The following is a 19,765-nucleotide window of genomic DNA, read 5'->3' as shown; positions in this document are numbered from 1 at the left end:
ATATTTTACCAAGTATAATGGAATACAGGAGTTTCAGGTGCATCTTTAGGAACTCCTTTTTCTTTTCTAGGAAGCTCCTCATATAAATGCCATTCATACCATCCGCCGTCATACAATGTTACATTAGTCCATCCTAAAGCTAAAGCATAGAATAATGTTTCGCTTGCTCTCCATCCAGTACCGCAATGGAATGATATTCTTTTATCAGGAGTAATTCCCCATAATATCCATCTGTCTTCTATTATTTGATAATTAAACATAGTTTCATCTGGGTTTCTGTAGTCCAATAGGTTGTAAGGATTAGAACCAGCATAAGCGAATCTTGAATTAGGTATATCATTAGCTTCGCCTATGAATGTATATCCGCTTACTTCTCCTAAATATTCAGGCCAGCTTCTTACTGATGCTATAACTGCATTTGTATCATTAATAAGCTGTTTTTCTTCTTCCAAGTCTATTATATAATGAGGATTTGCAGGTATTTTTACTCCGAAACTTGCTGCTGGAGTAGGAGTTACTTTTCCTGATTCTAAAGGCAGATTATCCGCTTTATATCTTTTAATTCCGCCGTTTAATACTCTCACATCTTCTACACCTGCATATTTCATAATTAGTGCATATCTTGTATTAGCATAAGGTTTAGGACCGTATACTATAACTAAAGTATCTTTATCTATTCCAAGACTTAATAAAGTTTTTTCTATGCTGGCATCATCAGGTCTTCTGAAAAATTTAGCTTTTTCTTCTAAAGTTAGAAATTCATACTCCTCCAAATTTTGAGGTCCTGATACATCTATAACTTTACTATCAACATGAACAGCACCAGGTATATGACCTTTTTCATAATCCGCTTCCATATCCCCATAGCTAAGCTCAACTATAACAAATTTTTTATCTTTAGGTATATCTGCATTATTTCCTTGTGTTAAATCATAAACCCATTTAGGATAAACTAAAATTTCATAATTAGGCATCTTATTTAAAGGTCTTTTAGTTTTTTCTATCCAAGCATCTATTCCTCCGTCAAGAGTCATTACATTAAAACCTAAATTAGCAAATTTATTGGCAACATTAGTATCAGTATCTTTAGTATCATATATAATTAAGTTCATTGGAGGGTATATTTTTTTTCTTCCTAATTCTATTAAAGCATCCTTATCTGAAGCAAGCATATCAAACCAATCAGCAGTAAAATCGTAAGCTCCTTCTATATGTCCGCCTTCTATTGAATTAACTTTCCAGCCTATATATTCTGATTCCTGTCTTACATCTATAAATATGTAATTAGTATCTCCCAAAAGTTTTTCAGCATCCTCTACTGATATATTTGTTACAGTTCCTTTAGGAAAAGAAGATGTGCTTTCTGATTTTTTCGAGCATGAAATTATGCTGATGAAAAAAGATAAAGAAATTATAAATAGTAACTTTTTCATAATGATTAGTCCTTCCGTTAATATTTTTTTAAAAATTATAATATATGCATTTATAAAGTCAATTATAATATTTTTACAATTAATAAAATAAATAGTTATTAAAGAAAATAAAATTTTTAAGGATGGAAAAATGAAAAAAATAATTTTTATATTTATGATATTATCTTTTATATTCGCTGTATCATGCTCAAGCAAAACTTCATCAGAAACTAATACTCATGCTAATCATCATAATATGGAAGGTTCTGATATAATTAGCCTAATGCATGCCCCAATGATGGAACAGCCTTTTGAAAAAACTGCCAATATAGATATAGACTTTTTAGCTAATATGATACCGCATCATAAAGGAGCTATTTTATCTTCTCAGAAATTATTGGAAACAACTTCAAATCAAACATTAATTAATTTGGCTAATAATATAATAACATCTCAGGAGGCTGAGGTTGCTGAATTTACAGATTTAATTAAAGAATTAGAAGCAAAAAATACAAGCTATGAAGATATAGATACTGTTTCTATAGGAAATGATATGGAAAACATTATGAATAAGATGATGGCTGATATGTCTTCTATAGAAGCTGCTGCTGATAATGATATTGATTTTTTAAAAGGAATGATACCTCATCATCAGGGAGCTGTTGATGTATCTAAAAAGATATTGGAATATACAAAAGATGAAAAAATAAAAGAGATAGCTAATAGAATAATATCTGCTCAGGAAAAAGAAATATCTGATATGAATAATTTACTAAGCACATTGACTAATAATTAATAATAATTATATAAAGGGTTAGAATTTCTATTCTAGCCTTTTTTATTATAATTGACAAATTAATTTATTTTTGTATAATCTTATATACTTTAATACTTTGGTAAATAAGAGATGGCTAAAAAAGATAAAAAATCTAACAATAGTATTTCATCTGGAGAAATAGTAAGGAATAAAAAAGCCCTTTTTAATTATGAGCTTATAGAGAAATTTGAGGCAGGTATTGTTCTCCTTGGTACAGAAGTAAAATCATTGAGAGAACGCAGTGTTAATATGTCTGATTCTTATGCTTCTTTTAACAAGAAAGGTGAGCTTTTTATAGTTAATATGCATATATCACCTTATCATTTCGGCAATAGAAATAATCATGAGCCTTTGCGTGAGAGAAAACTCTTAATGAAGAAACGCGAATTAAAACGTTTAAATGGAAAAATTAAAGAACAAGGTCTTACTCTTATACCTATAAAACTTTATTTTTCACGCGGTAAAGTTAAAGTAGAGCTTGCACTTGCTAAGGGTAAAAAGCTGCATGATAAGAGAGAAACACTAAAAAGAAAAACTTTAGACAGAGAAATGGAAAGATATATTAAGAGATAGTTTTTTTATTTTATTCATAAGATAAAGTATTTTTTATATAAAACTCTATTTTAGATATATTATTTACAACGGATTTTATATTTTCTTTTTTATTTTCATCAGTTTTATAAACTCTTATAGAATCTGACAAATCTATCAATAAATCTTTTAAATGATTCATACCTATTTTTTCAAATTGTTTTGATATGGAATATATTTTATCTATTATATTAGCATCTATATTATTAATACCAGTAAAGGTAATATCTGATAAAAGCAGTTCCAAATCTCTGATTAAATCAAAAAACATAATATCAATCTTTTATTTTTAATAGATTTAAAGAGTATAAAAATGGTATATCTTTTTTTACTTTAACAATATATAAAGCAGATGATATAAATATTCCTATTAATGCCGTCACTAAAGATAAATCATTTATACTAAATATAGTTTTATATAAAATTAATATAGATAATGGTATATATATTCCTCCAGATAATGATGTTAATATTGTGAATAATAAAAATATAAATACAGGATTTCCCATTATATTATAGTGAAATAAGCATTCTATACCCAAATAATTCATAAATGTCTGAAGGTATAAATATATCATTGAAATACATCCCAATATAAAAAATGCTATTGAGTATATTTTTTCCCTCTTTACTATAAATCCAGCTATAAAGAATGTTATTAATAATACTGAGAAAATATAGCTGTTTAATAATAAGAAACTTGCTGCTATAATAAGTTCTATTAATATAATTACTATCATAAGTATAAAATTCTTTTTTATAGAGCTGAATCCGAAGAAGGTATACATTATTATTTTTGATTTTGCTGTTCTGTATTCATCATAAATATGTTTGAAATAGCTTATTAATATCAATGCCATAGCAACTAAAAATAATGCAGGAAAAAGGGTTAATGTCATTATCATAGAACCTTTAACATTTAAACTTTCTCCGTCGCCATTTAAAAACTTAAAAGATAAATCATTATCATTATCTTCAACATTTACATAAGCAAATTCTTCATAAGATATATTGGTATTTCCAGTTGATCCTACATAAAGTATATGCATAAGCACAACACCCTCTCCAGTATTGCTTAAATTAAGTTTAGCTTTTGCTACGCCGTTTTCATCAGTAGGAACAATATAAATATTTGTATATAGATTTGCATCATTGGTATTTAATTCTTCTTCATCTATGTCTTTTAATGATATATCATCATTACTAGGTATTTCAAATGTAAATACTTCAGGTTTTAATGATGTAAATCTCACTAATCTATTAACAAGAGGAAGTCCTCTTCTTTCTATCATTATTGAAACTTCATTTGAGGCATTAGTATCGGATATATTGAAGCTGTTTTCTTTTTCATAGATAAAAGTATATTCTGATGTTTTAATTTGATTTGTAGATTCCTGAGCATATATAACATTTAATACTGCAAGAAATATTACAAAATATTTTAGCATTTATAAATAAACTCCCAGACAGCTGCATTATTATGAAACAAATTAATAAAATTAAATAATATAATTTATATATTATTTAACCTTATTAATTCTTTATGATACGAAAAAGTTTTATTAACAATTATATAACTATAATAATTACCGATAAGTAAAAAAAGAACACAGCTTTTTTTTTAAAGCTAGTGTTCTTTTTTATATATTAGTTATAGCTATTTATTATTTTATAAGAGCAACTATTTCTTCATTTTTTACTATTAAATATTCTGTATCGCCTTCTTTTATTTGTATTCCAGCATATTTATCGTATATAACTGTATCGCCTTTTTTTACTTTTATATCTTCGCTGTCGCCTACTTCTACAACTTCAGCCTTTTGAGTTTTTTCTTTAGATGTATCTGGAATAAATATTCCGCTTGAAGTTTTTTCTTCTTGTCCTAATACTTTTAAAAGCACTCTGTCTGCCAATGGTTTAATAGATGCCATATAACTCTCTCCTTAAAATATATTTATTTAAATAAATTTTTCTTTATAATTTTTGGATAATTCTATAATAAAAATAATTAAAAGTCAATAAGAAATAATATCAATATTGTATCAAAACATTAACAGGATATTTTGATATTTCTTTTCTTCCGTCTAATTCTTTTAATTCTATTAGAAAAGAAGAACCAACCACAATACCGCCCAGTTTTTCCACCATTTTTATCATAGCTAAAGCAGTACCGCCAGTAGCTATTAAATCATCAACTATCAAAACTCTTTCTCCTTTTTTAATAGCATCCTCATGCATAAATAATGTATCCGTACCATATTCCAAAGCATACTCTTCTGAGATAGTTTTATAAGGAAGTTTGCCTTTTTTTCTAACAGGTATAAATCCGCAGTTCATCTTATAAGCTAAAGCAGCACCTATTAAAAAACCTCTGCTTTCTGCTCCTACTATAAAGTCTATTTTTTCATTGCTTACCTGTTCTGACATTTTATCTATTGCGAACTTAAAAACATCCTTATTTTGAAGCAATGTTGTTATATCTCTAAAAAGTATTCCTTTTTTAGGATAATCGGGGATATTTCTTATATAATCTTTTAACTCCATATAACACCTCATTATTTTAATTAAAATAATTATGTAAACAATCACACAATTTTTAATTATAATACTTTTATGAAAAAAAGCAATCTTTTAATCATTAATTTTGCGATACTATATTAGCTCCTTTTTTCCATCTGTTAGAGAAATAATAAAGAAGGCTGAAAGTCATGCTGAATAAATTGCTTATTGCCATAGCAGTCCATATTCCCCATAGCTCCATTTTAGGAGATATTATGTATGCAAGAGGAACTCTTATTAAAATATGTGCCATAAAAGCAAATATCATCAGCGTAAAAGTTTTTCCAGCTCCATTTATTACACCATTAGTAGCAAACATCACTGAAAGCATTATTATAGAAGGCATTACTACATAAATATAGCTTCTAGTATATTTTAAAACGCTCATATCATCAGTAAACATTCTTACTATAATTTCTGGGAATAATACGGCAAAAATAGCCATAAATGATGATATAGCCACTGACAGAATAGTGCCTACTTTATATATTTCTTTAACTCTTTCCATTTTATCAGCCCCTATATTCTGAGCTACCATAGTTGCAATTCCTGCAGATAATGCAAAAAGAGGAAGAAAGGATAATGAATCCACTCTCATTGATACGGCAACAGAAGCTGAAGCTGATTCTCCGTAAGTGTTTATAAGTCTATTTAAAAATATCCAGCTTATTGATATTATTAACTGCATAGCAGCAAAAGGCATGCCTATTTTAAACATCAATTTTGTTATATTAACATCAAAAGTAATATTAAAAGGATTAGCTTTAACTATACTGTTTTTCATTTTTAAATATATCATGCTTACCAAAACGGATACAAACTGAGAAAAAGCCGTAGCATAAGCAGCCCCATTAAGTCCCATAGCAGGAATAGGTCCTATGCCTTTTATCATAAGAGGGTCTAATATTAAATTTAGTACTGAAGATATGGCTAAAAATATTAAAGGTCTTACAGTATCTCCTATTCCCCTAAGCAAAGCAGAAACTAAAAAATAATAAAACATAAAAGGAAAACCTATCATGCTTATCCTAAAATAACTCACAGAATATTCCATTATGCTGTCTGCAGTATTTAAGAATTTCATTATAGGAGGAGCAAATATATATCCAAGTGCCGCCAAAGTTAAAGCTGTTATCAAACTTATAGTAGTTGAAACTTTGGAAGCATGAAGAACCGAATCGTAATCTTTAGCACCGAAATACTGCCCTATTAAAATATTGCTTGCAACAGTTATGCCTGATGCAATAGCCATTAATATTAATATAATAGGAAAACTTACGGCTATTGCCCCAAGTCCTTTAGGACCTATCATCTGTCCAATCCAAATTGTATCAACTATATTGTATGCTATGTTTAGCAGATTGCCCAATATCATAGGTATAACTAATTTAATAAGTCCTTTGCTGACACTGCCTTCTGTCAATTCCTGTATATTATTTTTTTCCATAAAAATCCTTCAATAATAAATAATTAATTAATATTTTGTTAATGATAGTTTTGAAACGCATTTATTTTTTATAATATGAAAATCTTATATCTACAAAAAATAAAGTCAATATGCTGTTTATAATTTTTATTATTTCTTCCAAATGATACGCCTATATAAAATATAAATGATAAGTAAGATACTCTGTAACTTTTTATTAAAGTTTTAATCTTTTACTTTAATATTGGCAGAGAAAGTTATTCTTATTCCTCCACTATATCAAATGATAATCTGTATAATATATAAAACTTTTGAATTAAATGTTTTTATTATAAAATAAAAAAGGCGTATGTTTTAATGCATACGCCTCCTTTCTTATTATGGATTATTATTATGAATTTGAAATAATTATGTATTTATATTAAGTTTTTTATTCTCCTTTAATTTCAATCTTTTTCTCATATTTAAATTCTTCTTTTTTTGGAAGAGTTATAATCAAAACTCCGTTGTTTAAATTAGCTTCTATATTTTCTACATCAATACCTTTTGTACTGATATTAAAGCTTTGTTCATAGCTTGATATAACTTCTTCTTTAGATTCACCATTTTCTGATTTCATCATTTTTTTGCGTTTTGCTGATACAGACAATATATTTTCTTTTATGCCTATTTCTAAATCCTCTTTTTTAACACCAGGCATATCTATTTCCAAGCAGTAGCTCTTTTCATCCTCATCTATTCTGTAGTCAAGCATTCTATGCTCATAATCTCTGTAATGCATTGGATTATTATATCTATTAGTATTTGAAAATATTGAATGCAAAGTTGGTACAAATATTCTTTTTGACATATTAAAATCTCCTTATTTTATTAATTCTTATCATCATTAAGTATTTTTCACAAACCTCTGATTTAAGCAATTAAGCTATATTAATTTTTTTCTCATATTTAACTTCTTCTTTCTTTGGAAGAGTAATAGTCAAAACTCCATTATTTAAATTAGCCTCTATATTTTCTACATCAATACCTTTTGTACTAATATTAAAGCTTTGTTCATAGCTTGATATAACTTCTTCTTTAGATTCACCGTTTTCTGATTTCATCATTTTTTTGCGTTTTGCTGATACAGACAATATATTTTCTTTTATGCCTATTTCTAAATCCTCTTTTTTAACACCAGGCATATCCATTTCTATTAAATAGTTTTTATCATCTTCTTCCACATTGCAGCGGGATACTTTTCTTATTTCATTGCTATTATATAAGCTGTTAAATGCCTCATCAAAACCTCTAAAATCATCTAATATAGTATGTAAAGCTGGTAAAAATACATTTTTAGTCATAGTTAAAACTCCTTTTTTATATTAACTTTTTTATATTTCTTAATTTTATTATTTTAAGCGATTATTAATTTATTTAAGCCTTTTAGCTTTTCATCATCGCTTACACTATTATATATGCAATAATTGTACCAATTAAATTTTAAAACATGTTTATTAATTATACGTTTTTTTGTTGTTTTTTAATTTTTATATTTATAATAATAAAAATATGTATTATTTATATACGCTTTAAAAATCTATTTTGTATATTAATTATACTTATAAATTAATCATAATAAAAACATGTATATACTTTGTACTTATATATTTTTATTTTTCAAAAGCTATACTTGTTTTAAAACTCAATTTATTAATACTTATAGTTTTTGATTGAATATTTTTTTAATTATAATTGTGTTCTGCATACCGACGAAGTACACCCCGCGAAGTGTGCCTACAGTAGATGAAATACTGCATATTGATATATTAAATAATAAATTATACAACATATAAAACATTATTTTAATAATTTGTAAATTATTAAAATATTATAAAGTACTTTTTAAACAATTCTAAATAATACCTTAAATTACAAATAATTATATTTTATTTCAAACAATATATATTTTTGAATATTTTATATAGAAATATTATTCTTAGAATCTAATTCTAAAGACTTTTTATAATCTTTAATAGCTTCTTCATATTGAAATAAATTAAATTTAGCAACACTTCTATTATTATAAGCATCGGCATAATTAGGGTCTAATTCTATAGCTTTGTCGTAATCTTTTACAGCTTCTTCATATAGTTTTAAATCTGATTTAGTACTTCCTCTGTTATAATATGCAGTGCTGTCATTATTGTCTAACCCTATAGCTTTATCATAGTCTTTTATAGCTTCTTCATATAGTTTTAAATCTGATTTAGCATTTCCTCTATTATTATAAGCATCGGCATAATTAGGGTCTAATTCTATAGCTTTGTCATAATCTTTTACAGCTTCTTCATATAGTTTTAAATCTGATTTAGTATTTCCTCTGTTATAATATGCAGTGCTGTCATTATTGTCTAACTCTATAGCTTTATCATAGTCTTTTACAGCTTCTTCATATAGTTTTAAATTTGCTTTAGCATTTCCTCTGTTATTATAAATGGCATTATTATTAGGGTCTAATTCTATAGCTTTATCATAGTCCTTTACGGCTTCTTTATATTGTTCTAATTCATTTTTTACTCCGCCTCTATTACTATAATATTTTGACTTTGTATTATCAAGTTCTATTGCTTTATCAAAATATTCTAAAGCCTTTTCGTATTTTCCATTTTTATAATAATTAATACCTTCTTCATAATATTTTTCTGATGATGACATATTAGTACTCATAATATTTATTTATTATAAAAATAATATATTTAATTTTTTAGTATTGTCAAGTTATTACTATCCTGTATTAATAAATTTATAATATATGTAACTATAATATTGTTTTTGTAAATCTATTTAAATTGTAAACCTTTTTATTTTTTAAAGTTGACAATTATTTTTATGTATGTTATTCTATTTCTATGAGCAGAAACATAAAAGAAAATATAATATCTATATTAGAGTCAAATAAAGGACTTTTTATATCAGGTGAAAAATTAGCAAATGAGCTTAATGTAAGCAGAGCAGCTGTATGGAAAGCAATAAAATCTCTTAAAAATGAAGGTTATGATATTCATGCAGTATCCAATAAAGGCTATGCAATGTCAAAGGAAACGGATATTCTCTCATCAAAAATTATAAAAGATAATATGATTAAATACAGGGATAAGTTTGATTTTCTCATATATAAAACTGTAGAATCAACTAATATAATAGCTAGAGGACTTGCAATTAACGGAGCTGACAGCGGTACTGTAGTGATTGCAGAAGAGCAGACAAGCGGATACGGAAGAAATGGAAAATCTTTTTTCTCTCCTTACGGTACAGGTATATATATGAGCATAATACTAAATTTAAGAAATGAGAATAAGTATTTTAATAATTCATTCATAACTACGGCAGCAGCTATGGCAGTTTCAAAATCTATAGAAGAGATAACGAATGAAAACACACAGATAAAATGGGTTAATGATATATTTATCAATGAGAAAAAAGTATGCGGCATACTTACAGAGGGTGCTTTTAGTTTTGAGGACGGAAGACTTGATTATGCTGTTATAGGTATTGGTATAAATGTTAATTTTCCTAAGAATGGTTTTCCTAAGGAACTTCACAATATAGCATCATCTATTAATTCTGATAATTCAAATTCTGATATAAGAAATATTTTAATAGCAAGGATATTAGAAAATCTGTACGAATATTATTTTAATGATATTAATTTTTATGAAGAATATAAAAAGCGTTCTTTTTTAATAGGTAAGAAGGTTGCAGTTAATATAGATGGTGCAGAGAATATAGTTAAAGTTTTGGATATAGATAAAACTTTTGCCCTTATAATAGAATTGCAAAATGGTAAAGTTGATAGGCTTACATCTGGCAGTGTTAACTATAGATTATCATAAATTAAGGAGTTCATAAAAAATGAGTAATATTGAAAGTTTAATAAAAACAGAAATAAATTTAGAGGAATTAAAAGATAAAGTACTTAATGGATATAATATAACTAAAGAAGAGGCATTAAAATTAGTTGAAGCTCCTTTAGAAAGATTATGCATTTCTGCTAATACTATAAGAAAGCATTTTTGTTCTAATGTATTTGATATGTGCTCAATAATAAATGCCAAAAGCGGAAAATGTTCTGAAAACTGCAAGTTCTGTGCTCAGTCGGCTCATTATGATACCAAATGCGAGGAGTATGATATTTTAGATAAAGATAAAATATTGGAGCAGGGTAAAAGTGATTTTGATAGAGGTGTTTTAAGATACTCTATAGTAACATCAGGTAGGGCATTATATGGAGAAGAAGCAGATAAAGTATATGATGCAATAGAAACTATAAATAAAGAAACTGACGGATATGTATGTGCATCTTTGGGGCTTCTTGATGAGGAAGGATTTAAAAAAATGAAAGAGGCAGGACTTAGAAGAGTGCATAATAATTTGGAAGCTTCAAGAAATTTCTTTCCTAATGTTTGTACTACTCATACTTATGATGAAAAAATAAATGCTATAAAATCTGCTCAAAAAGCTGGAATGGTTGTGTGCAGCGGAGGCATTATGGGAATGGGGGAGAGTTGGGAAGACAGAATTGATATGGCATTAGAATTAAGAGAGCTTGGTATAATGTCTATTCCTGTTAATATGCTTAATCCTATAGCAAGCACTCCTTTTGAAAACATTACTCCTTTAACTTTAGATGATATGAGAAGAATAGTAGCTGTATACAGATTTATTAATCCTAAGGCATTTATAAGACTTGCAGGAGGAAGGGGACTTTTAGAAGATAAAGGAAGATCATGTTTTTTGTCTGGGGCAAATGCTGCTATAACAGGAGATATGCTTACTACCGCGGGTATTTCAATAGAAACAGACAAAAAAATGGCTGAAGAGTTAGGATATAAAATAGAATTAACAGAAGATTAATATTTTATTAGGATATTTTTAATGGCTAAAGCTCTTTTTATAACTGCAACTGGTACTGATGTAGGAAAAACTTATGTGTCTGCACTTATTTGCAAACGTATGAAAGATGAAGGATTTAATATAGGCTATTATAAGGCAGCTTTAAGCGGAAGCAGTGATATAAAAGACAGCGATGCTTGGTATGTAAAAAGAAAGGCAAATCTTGAAGATGAGTATAATGAAATGGTTTCTTATACTTATAAGCATGCATATTCTCCTCATTTGGCAGCACAAATTGAGGGCAATCCCACAGATATGAAAGTAATAAAAAAGGCTTATAAAGATATATCTAAAAAGCATGATTATATGATAGTGGAAGGAAGCGGCGGTATAATATGTCCTATAAGATATGATAATGATAAAAAAATATTTTTAGAAGATATTATAAAAGAGCTTGACTTGCCTTGTTTAATAGTAGCTGATGCAGGACTTGGTACAATTAATTCTGCTGTACTTACCGTAGAATATATGAGAAGTAAAAAAATTAAGATTAAAGGCATTATATTAAATAGATTTGAAATAGGAAATGTAATGCATGAAGACAATAAAAAAATGATAGAAGAGATAACTGGAATAAATACAGCAGGGCTTGTTATACAAAATACTTTAAAGAAAGAAAACAAATTTCATGCTGATAATTTATCATCTCTTTTTGAATAACAAGGTTTTATTATGACATTAGAAGAGAAAGACTTAAAATATATTTGGCATCCCTGCTCACAGATGAAAGACTATGAAGAGCTTCCTCCTATAATAATAGATAAAGCAAAAGGAATATATCTTTATGATAAAAACGGAAAAGAATATATTGATATTGTAAGTTCTTGGTGGTGCAATCTTCTTGGGCATTGCAATGACAAAATAAATGCTTCTATAAAATCACAGCTTGACAGATTAGAGCATGTAATATTTGCAAACTTCTCACATGAAGGAGCTATTGAATTATGCGAAGAGCTTGTAAAAATACTTCCTAAAGGACTCACTAAATTTAATTTTTCAGATAACGGTTCATCATCTGTTGAGGCTGCTTTAAAAATGGCTTTTCAGTATCAGCATCAAATAGGCAATACTAAAAAAATAAAGTTTATGTGCTTTACTGACGGTTATCATGGCGAAACTATAGGTGCATTATCCGTTGGAAGTTTGGACTTGTATGCAAAAATATACAAGCCTATGCTTATGGAAACTATTCATATAGAAGCTCCAGACTGTTATAGATGCAAATATAATCAAAACAGAGAAACCTGCAAATGCGAATGCTTTTTAGATGCAGAGAAAAAGTTTGAAAAATATGCTGATGAAACTTGTGCTGTTATAATAGAGCCTTTGCTTCAGGCTTCTGCTGGAATGAGAATATATCCTCCTCTATACTTAAAAAAGTTAAGAGAGCTTTGTGATAAATATAATGTAGTTTTTATTGCTGATGAAATAGCTACAAATTTCGGAAGAACAGGAAAAATGTTTGCATGCGATCATGCCGACATAAGCCCTGATATAATGTGTGTTTCAAAAGGTTTAACTGGAGGCTACATGCCAATGGCTATAACAATCACAACAGATAAAATATACAATGCCTTTTATGCTGACTATAATGAAGGCAAGGCTTTTATGCATAGTCATACCTACAGCGGTAATCCTCTGGGATGCTCTGCTGCTTTGGCTGTACAAAAAGTTTTAAGAGAAGATGATATTATAAATAAGGCACAAATAAGGGCAAAATATTTAAATAATAAATTAAAAGAAAAATTATTAAATCATACAAATATAGGAGAGATTAGAAATATAGGACTTATTAATGCAATGGAATTAGTTGCTGATAAAAATACAAAAGAAGGTTTTGACGCTAAACTCAGAATGGGTTATCAAATATATAAAAAAGCACTTCAGAGAGGATTATTATTAAGACCTTTGGGTAATGTTATATATTTTAATCCTCCTTTGATAATTAATGAAGAAGAGATAGATAAGGCTGTTGATTTGTGTGTAAAGTCTATAAGTGATATTTTAGGTTAAAAAATACAATTTTGTTTAACCTCGTAGTATGTACTGAAAATTTTTAAATTTTAGTATTTGTTGGGACTAGCCTCCGCACCCCCCCACTTCTTTTGTTGCCACAGGCACAGACCCCCTTCGGCGAGAAGCAAAAAGGCTACATTTTACACTGAATTTAGTAATTTACCCTACATATAAAACATAATTAGTATGATTTAATAATAATTTTAATACTTGCACTTTTTGGTTCTTTTTGCGGCGGGAAAAAGAACAATAAAAAATTGACAAACTTAAAAATTTTCAATATATCAATAAAAATAATAAGTATGCTTCTTATAAAAAAATTTTAACTTTAAAACTTTAAAAGGAAAATATATGATAAAAAAAATAATTACTTTCAATTTACTAATACTTTCAATAATATCATGTTCAAAAGTTTCAAAAAAAGAAATTAATACAAATAATGATATAGTGATAAATCTTGCACCTGAGCCTTTAACTATTGATCCAACTTTGAATACTGATAATCTTACTATGATATATATTCTTCATGCTTTTGAAGGGCTTACAAAAAAAGATGCAGATAATAAAATAATAGGCGGAGCAGCAGAAAGCTGGGATATTAATAATGAAGGAAATATTTATACTTTTCATATAAGAACTAATGCAAAATGGAGCGACGGAAAAAGTGTTACAGCTAATGATTTTGTATATACTTGGAGGCGTGCGGTTGATCCTAAAACTGCTAATAAATACAGCTATTATTTTGAAGTGATAAAAAATGCAAAAGAAGTAATAAGCGGTAAAAAATCTATAGAGGAGCTTGGAGTTAAAGCAATAGATGATTATACCTTTGAAGTAGAATTAAACAGTCCTACAGCGTACTTTTTAGAGCTTGCTGCTTATCCTCCATTTTATCCAGTGCGTGAGGATATAATAAATAAATACGGCGATGAATGGACATTAAAGCCTGAAAGCTATATCGGAAACGGTGCTTTTAAAATGACAGAGATAAATTTTGATAAAAGTATAATACTAGAAAGAAATACCAATTATTGGAACAATGAAAATATAAAGCCAAACAAATTGACTTTTCTTTTGATGGAAGAGCCTAACACTTCTCTTGCCGGAGTTCTTAATGGTTCTATTCATTTTGCAAAGCCTTTTCCTAGAAATGATATAGAAACTCTAAAGAAAAAGAAAGTAGTTCATATAGTACCAGTAGCTGCCTCATACTACTATAGATTTAATCTAAACAATAAAGAAGCTTTAAAAGATAATAGAGTAAGAAGAGCATTATCTTTAGCTATAGACAGAGATTATATAGTAAAATCAATAACAAAATGCGGTGAGCGTCCTGCTGGAAGTTTGGTTCCTTATGGTATTAATGATGTTAATGGAGATTTCAGAGAAAAAGGCGGAGATAATATCAATATTGATGATTATAAAAAAAATATTGAAGAGGCAAGAAAATTATTAGCAGAAGCTGGATATGAAAACGGCAGAAACTTTCCTGTTATTGATTTGCTTATAGCGACAAGAGAGTTTGATGTAAATATAGCAGATGCCGTGCAGAACATGATTAAAGATGCACTTAATATTGATGTTAGGATAGTAAAACATGAATGGGCTTCTTATCTTCAGAATATGTATAATAGAGATTTTGATTTAGCTGTTTATTTATGGTATGCTGATTATAATGATCCTATTAATTTTTTGAATATTTTTAAAAGCGATGCTCCTAATAATTACGGCTCTTATTCTAATAAGGCATTTGATGATTACATTGACATAGCCTCCACAAACAAAAATAATAATATAAGAATGCATGCACTTCATTTGGCAGAGGATATTTTTATAAAAGATAATGCTGTAATACCAATATATTTTTACTCTGAGGCATTATTAGTATCACCAACATTAAAGGGCGTGGAATATGACTCGCAGGGTTTATATAGATTTTTTAATGCTTATTTGTATTAAATTTTTAAATGTACTAGTGTATGCCTGCAAATAAAAAAATTTTTGTTTGATTTAATTGAAGATTGATATATTGAATAAGTAATAAAATCAAAAATATTATATTAATTTATAACCAGTGGGAGTTAAGGGAATCGAACCCTAAAAAACCATTACCCCCACATCTTTTATTATACAGTATTATATATTTTAAGTCAATAATTTTTTTATATATTTTATATTGATTTATAATAAAATATGTTATAAAATATATTAATATGGTATTAAATAAATTAAAATAATATTTTTGGAGATCTAATATGTCTAGTTTGGATAATATAACTACAGAAACAAAAAGACAGATCAGGAAATTAAATGTATTAGAAGAGTATATAAATAATCTTAAAAAAGTATTTAGCAATTCTGATTTTTCTAATGTAGAAAATCAGATAAAAGATCATAAAGATTTTATAAAAGAACCTGATTTACAAGTTGCTATAGTAGGAAGCATAAAAGCAGGAAAATCAACTTTTATAAATGCTTTTTTAAAAGAAAATATAGCTTCAACAGAAGTTACACCTGAAACGGCATCTCTAACAAAATTTAAATATTCAGATAAAAATCATCTTGTTATAAGATTTTATACAAGTGAAGAATGGAAAGAGCTTTGGGATAGCGTTGAAGATTCTGATAAGCAGTTTAGAAGCAATGTGTTTAAAAGAGAATATGAATCTGTTAATGCTGATTCAATAAAAAATGATTATCTAAATAAGTCTGATTTAACTATTAATTGTGCCGATATGGACTCTTTAGTAGAAAAAGTAAGAGAATATACTTCAAAAAGAAGTGCTAAGCATTATTTTGTAAAAGAAATCATTGTAGGTATTAATAATGAAAATATTCCTAAAGAAGTTATGTTTGTAGATACTCCCGGATTAAATGATGTTGTAAGCTACCGTTCGGATATAACAAATAATTATATAAAAAGAGCTAATGCTGTTATAGTATGTGTTCAGTCATCTAATTTAACAAATGATGAATTATTAACTATACTAAAAGTTTTTGAAAATGTGGGAAAAGATATTTATAAAGTTATAGTATTAGGTACTAAATTGGATATATTAAACAGCCCTAAATCTGATTGGTTAAAGCAGAAAAAAGAATGGTTTAATTATTTAATTGATAAGTATAAAGATGAAAATATAATGAATAGCAATATATTAGGTGTTTCTTCTTATGTGGATAAACATTTGTCAGATATAGAAAAAGGAAAAGATATAGATGAAGATGCTATATTCATTATAGATAAATTTGCAAAAAGTTTTGATATTAATTTAAAACTAGATAATTCTAATATAGATAAGAGTTTAAATCCAGAAGAAGCATATAAAATGATGAAATTAAATGCTATTAAAAAAAATATACAGCAAATAAAAGAAAGTACTAATATTAATAATATAAACAAATTATTAAAAAACAGCATCTTAGTTCATTCAAGCGATATAGTTTTAAAAGATCTAAATAAAAAATTCTCTAATCTTATAAAAGATACAAAAATAAAAATAGATGAGCTTAAAAATGAAACTGCCGATATGAAAAGCACTTTAGATATGAGCGAGAATGAAAAAGAAGCCTATATTCTATCAAAAAATGAAGAGATGGAAAGTTTAAAAGAAAGCAAGATAGAAGTTAATAATGCATTTAATGAATTAAAGCAAAAATGGCTTGAAGCAAATAATGAATTAAAAGAAACTTTAAAATAATTAATAAGGAGGTTAATTATGGGACTTTGGGGAGCAATAAAAAGTTTTGCATCTACTGTAGGCAGAGCTATTAAATCAGCGGTTAAATCATTTGCAAATGTTATCGCAGGAAATAAACCAAGCAGAGTCGATTATAACGAAACAGCTCAGACATTTGAAAGAGAAAGAAGCTATAATCAACATACAGCAACCGTTGATGAAACTGTTGAAATGGACAGAGTTGTTTCAGATACTAGAAATAAATATTATGATAAATTAAACAATATAGAAAAAGCAACTATAGATTGCAGCAGAAAAACATTTGATACTATGATAGAAGAAATAAAAAATATTGTTGATAAAAATAAAATAGACTTCAATGTTAAGTCTGTGGAGTATGATTTTGAAAATATTATAAAAAGGTTTAAAAATACTTTTTCTGATGATATAACCAGACATATAGCATTATCAGATAGAAAATTTTCATCTTTTCTTTCTATTTCAAATTCATCTGAAAGAGGAAGAAAAATATCTTCATATATTGAAGAATTAATTAATGATGCCAAAGAAGAATACTACAAAAACATAGATAAAATAACAAATGATTCTTTAAAATCTATAAGTGCAGCAATTAATAATAATATAAGCAGTATAGAAAAAAGTATAGAGAATATTAAAAATGAGATAGAAGAAAATAGAAAATTAAAAGAAGCAGAAATAGAACCAAAAAGAAAAGAATACGAAGAAAAAGAGCAATTATTAGAATACTTTTATACTATATTAGACAATGAATAATAAAAATTTAAATGATATTTATAACAAAATACAAATATTAGTAGAAAAAATAGACTCTTTTTATGATAAATTAGAGTATCTTGATATAATGCGTGAAGATGCAGATGAAATTCACAGCATAAAAGAATGTATATTAGAAAATAAAGGAGATTTATTTGACAGCATAGAAAATATCAAGAAAGAACTTGCATATAATAATTGCAGAATTGATATACTCATTAATAGTTTAAAAAATAATGCACTTTCTTATGATAAAAATAATCTATTAAAAAATAATTCCTACAATATTGATAAATTAATTGATGATAAAGAGTATGATAAAGCACTTATTATTTTAAATACTATAATAGAATTATATCCTACTTATGCTGATGCTTATTTTTACAGATGCAGGATAAAAAATATTTTAAATCAGTATAGCGAAGCAATAAATGATATTAATACAGCAATCAAATTAAATTCAAATAATGCAGATTTTTATAATAATAGAGGGGATGCCAAGACCGGACTTAAATTGTATAAAGAAGCCATTGAAGATTATGATAAAGCTATAGAATTAAATCCAAATGATTATAATATCTATAATAATAGAGGGGATGCCAAGGCTGGACTTAAATTGTATAAAGAAGCCATTGAAGATTATGATAAAGCTATAGAATTAAACCCAAATAATTATATTATCTATAATAATAGAGGATATACTAAAGAGGATCTTAAATTGTATAAAGATGCAATTGAAGATTATGATAAAGCTATAGAATTAAATCCAAATGATTATAATATCTATAATAATAGAGGGGATGCTAAGGCTAGAGTTCAATTATATAAAGAAGCTATTGAAGATTATAATAAATCCATAGAATTGAATAAAAATGATTATTATGTATATAATAATAGAGGATATGTAAAAACTAGATTTCAATTATATGAAGAAGCTATTGAAGATTATGATAAAGCTATAGAATTAAATCCAAATGATTATAGCATCTATAATAATAGAGGATTTGCTAAGGCTAGAGTTCAATTATATAAAGAAGCTACTAAAGATTATGATAAAGCTATAGAATTAAACCCAAATGATTATAGTATCTATAATAATAGAGGATTTGCTAAGGCTAGAGTTCAATTATATAAAGAAGCTATTAAAGATTATGATAAAGCTATAGAATTAAATCCAAATGATTATAGCATCTATAATAATAGAGGATTTGCTAAAGCTAGAGTTCAATTATATAAAGAAGCTATTAAAGATTATGATATAGCGATAGAATTAAACCCTAATAATTCAAATCTATATGCCGATAGAGGATATGTAAAAACTAGACTTCGATTATATAAAGAAGCTATAGAGGATTGTAATATAGCTATAAAATTAAATCCAAATAATAATAAGGCACGTAATAATATGAAATATGCCATGATGAGAATTTGATTTAGTAATATAAAAACTTTTAAAATTATAAGTATAACAAAAATTATTTAACTCTATTTATCAGGTAAGCATCATATTGCAGTGCTAACTTATATACTTGCTTTA

General features: G+C 27.0%; 19 protein-coding genes. 10 read left to right on the top strand and 9 right to left on the bottom strand.

Translation table 11 applies throughout. The features are described 5' to 3' along the window. Positions 1–5: 5 nt before the first annotated feature. Positions 6–1,433, bottom strand: coding sequence for a rhodanese-like domain-containing protein (locus Q0J69_RS09990; protein WP_297206925.1), 1,428 nt, complete (start codon positions 1,431–1,433; stop codon positions 6–8). A 130-nt stretch (positions 1,434–1,563) separates the two neighbouring features. On the opposite strand from Q0J69_RS09990, the gene Q0J69_RS09985 reads away from it, so the two are divergent. Then, positions 1,564–2,208 carry a DUF305 domain-containing protein gene (locus Q0J69_RS09985; RefSeq protein WP_297206921.1) on the top strand — a complete coding sequence of 215 codons (645 nt, stop codon included), beginning with the start codon at positions 1,564–1,566 and terminating at the stop codon, positions 2,206–2,208. Positions 2,209–2,319: 111 nt separating this feature from the next. Then, on the top strand, positions 2,320–2,802 hold the full coding sequence (gene smpB / locus Q0J69_RS09980; protein WP_297206918.1) for an SsrA-binding protein SmpB: 483 nt from the start codon (positions 2,320–2,322) through the stop codon (positions 2,800–2,802). A gap of 10 nt (positions 2,803–2,812) precedes the next feature. On the opposite strand, the gene Q0J69_RS09975 is transcribed toward smpB, so the two are convergent. The 8 genes from Q0J69_RS09975 to Q0J69_RS09940 form a co-directional block, all read right to left on the bottom strand. Then, entirely contained in the window at positions 2,813–3,091 is a 279-nt protein-coding gene (locus Q0J69_RS09975; protein WP_297206915.1) for a hypothetical protein, read from the bottom strand. A 4-nt stretch (positions 3,092–3,095) separates the two neighbouring features. Next, entirely contained in the window at positions 3,096–4,268 is a 1,173-nt protein-coding gene (locus Q0J69_RS09970; protein WP_297206912.1) for a hypothetical protein, read from the bottom strand. Positions 4,269–4,484: 216 nt separating this feature from the next. After that, the gene (locus tag Q0J69_RS09965) at positions 4,485–4,751 is read right to left on the bottom strand and encodes a co-chaperone GroES (protein WP_297206908.1); all 267 of its coding nucleotides are present in this window, start codon (positions 4,749–4,751) and stop codon (positions 4,485–4,487) included. Between the two features lie 100 nt (positions 4,752–4,851). Continuing rightward, positions 4,852–5,364, bottom strand: a complete 513-nt coding sequence (locus Q0J69_RS09960) for an adenine phosphoribosyltransferase (RefSeq protein ID WP_297206905.1) — start codon at positions 5,362–5,364, stop codon at positions 4,852–4,854. 94 nt (positions 5,365–5,458) lie between these two features. Continuing rightward, the gene (locus Q0J69_RS09955; RefSeq protein ID WP_297206902.1) at positions 5,459–6,826 is read right to left on the bottom strand and encodes an MATE family efflux transporter; all 1,368 of its coding nucleotides are present in this window, start codon (positions 6,824–6,826) and stop codon (positions 5,459–5,461) included. A 409-nt stretch (positions 6,827–7,235) separates the two neighbouring features. Further along, a complete protein-coding gene (locus tag Q0J69_RS09950; RefSeq protein WP_297206899.1) occupies positions 7,236–7,655 on the bottom strand; it encodes an Hsp20/alpha crystallin family protein in 420 nt (139 codons plus the stop codon). A gap of 70 nt (positions 7,656–7,725) precedes the next feature. Then, on the bottom strand, positions 7,726–8,148 hold the full coding sequence (locus Q0J69_RS09945; protein ID WP_297206896.1) for an Hsp20/alpha crystallin family protein: 423 nt from the start codon (positions 8,146–8,148) through the stop codon (positions 7,726–7,728). Positions 8,149–8,764: 616 nt separating this feature from the next. Continuing rightward, the gene (locus Q0J69_RS09940) at positions 8,765–9,502 is read right to left on the bottom strand and encodes a tetratricopeptide repeat protein (RefSeq protein ID WP_297206894.1); all 738 of its coding nucleotides are present in this window, start codon (positions 9,500–9,502) and stop codon (positions 8,765–8,767) included. Positions 9,503–9,696: 194 nt separating this feature from the next. Here Q0J69_RS09940 and Q0J69_RS09935 point away from each other — a divergent pair, with 194 nt between their 5' ends. From Q0J69_RS09935 to Q0J69_RS09900, 8 genes are all read left to right on the top strand, one after another. Then, positions 9,697–10,680, top strand: a complete 984-nt coding sequence (locus tag Q0J69_RS09935; RefSeq protein WP_297206891.1) for a biotin--[acetyl-CoA-carboxylase] ligase — start codon at positions 9,697–9,699, stop codon at positions 10,678–10,680. Positions 10,681–10,699: 19 nt separating this feature from the next. Beyond that, positions 10,700–11,701 (top strand): biotin synthase BioB, encoded by a 1,002-nt coding sequence (bioB, locus tag Q0J69_RS09930; protein ID WP_297206889.1) that lies wholly within the window; start codon positions 10,700–10,702, stop codon positions 11,699–11,701. A 21-nt stretch (positions 11,702–11,722) separates the two neighbouring features. Next, a complete protein-coding gene (gene bioD, locus Q0J69_RS09925) occupies positions 11,723–12,400 on the top strand; it encodes a dethiobiotin synthase (protein WP_297206886.1) in 678 nt (225 codons plus the stop codon). Positions 12,401–12,412: 12 nt separating this feature from the next. Continuing rightward, positions 12,413–13,753, top strand: a complete 1,341-nt coding sequence (gene bioA / locus Q0J69_RS09920; RefSeq protein WP_297206883.1) for an adenosylmethionine--8-amino-7-oxononanoate transaminase — start codon at positions 12,413–12,415, stop codon at positions 13,751–13,753. 354 nt (positions 13,754–14,107) lie between these two features. Continuing rightward, positions 14,108–15,715: a peptide ABC transporter substrate-binding protein gene (locus Q0J69_RS09915; protein WP_297206881.1), complete on the top strand. Its 1,608-nt coding sequence runs from the start codon at positions 14,108–14,110 to the stop codon at positions 15,713–15,715. Positions 15,716–16,011: 296 nt separating this feature from the next. Beyond that, positions 16,012–17,454, top strand: coding sequence for a dynamin family protein (locus Q0J69_RS09910; RefSeq protein WP_297206879.1), 1,443 nt, complete (start codon positions 16,012–16,014; stop codon positions 17,452–17,454). Positions 17,455–17,472: 18 nt separating this feature from the next. Further along, complete coding sequence (locus Q0J69_RS09905) at positions 17,473–18,228, top strand: hypothetical protein (protein WP_297206877.1); 756 nt, start codon at positions 17,473–17,475, stop codon at positions 18,226–18,228. Then, the gene (locus tag Q0J69_RS09900; protein ID WP_297206876.1) at positions 18,221–19,660 is read left to right on the top strand and encodes a tetratricopeptide repeat protein; all 1,440 of its coding nucleotides are present in this window, start codon (positions 18,221–18,223) and stop codon (positions 19,658–19,660) included. The genes Q0J69_RS09905 and Q0J69_RS09900 overlap by 8 nt, the downstream gene beginning before the upstream one ends. Positions 19,661–19,765 lie beyond the last annotated feature (105 nt).

Source organism: uncultured Brachyspira sp. (assembly GCF_944388875.1).
Lineage (GTDB): Bacteria > Spirochaetota > Brachyspiria > Brachyspirales > Brachyspiraceae > Brachyspira.
Note: the sequence above shows the minus strand (reverse complement) of the source record. Positions and strands in the feature narration are given on the sequence as shown.